This is a genomic window from Oleiphilus sp. HI0128 (assembly GCF_001635365.1).
In genome coordinates, this window is record NZ_LWGG01001087.1 from 1 (window position 1) to 799 (window position 799).

General features: G+C 43.8%; 1 pseudogene. It reads right to left on the reverse strand.

The annotated features are described in order from the left end of the window. Positions 1–799 (reverse strand): annotated as a pseudogene (locus A3763_RS28870) (chromosome segregation protein SMC); the annotation flags it as partial.

The window sequence follows — 799 nt, forward strand, 5'->3', positions numbered from 1 at the left end:
TTAGCTTGCTCAAGCTCTGCGCTTTTTTGAGCATTTGCAGAGTCCTGGTTAAATTGATCCCACCGAAGTTGCCAGGATTCCATGTCAGATTCGCGCATTTCCAGCTCGAAAGAGGATTGCTCAAGCTGCTCCTGAAGCTCAATAAATACCGCTTCAATTTCTTCTAGATCCGCTAGCACAAGCTCATGTGTTTCATGGTCAGCGGACAATACCTCGTCAATTTCAGCAATTTCCTCTTTAAGCCGACTAACCTGTTGCTCCTGCTCGAGCTGGCGGCTCTTAATAAACTTAAGTTTTTGCTCTAGCGCAGCAATCTCACCGCCAGACTGATAAAATTTTGCCTGAAACTTATTGAATACCTCTTGCTTGTCTTCAAGTTCAGTACGCAGCACATCCACTTTGTTTTCATTGCTATTCTTAGCAATAACGGCATCTTCTATTTCTTTTTCATATTTAACAGACAGATCGGACTTGCCCGATAGGTCCTGATCGAGAAGATCCCAATATACAAAATGAAGTTTTGCAGAGAGTAGACGTTCTTCTTTCTTGAATTCAGTATAACGTTCAGCTGCATTTGCTTGCCGTTTAAGGTGCTGAAGCTGCTTACCAAGTTCTTCACGAATATCGGCCAAGCGATCAAGATTGTCCTGAGTTCGACGCATACGGTTTTCTGTCTCTCTGCGACGCTCTTTATATTTGGATATTCCTGCTGCTTCCTCGAGATATACGCGAAGCTCTTCAGGCTTGGACTCGATTAAGCGGGATATCATCCCCTGCTCAATAATTGCGTAAGATCGAG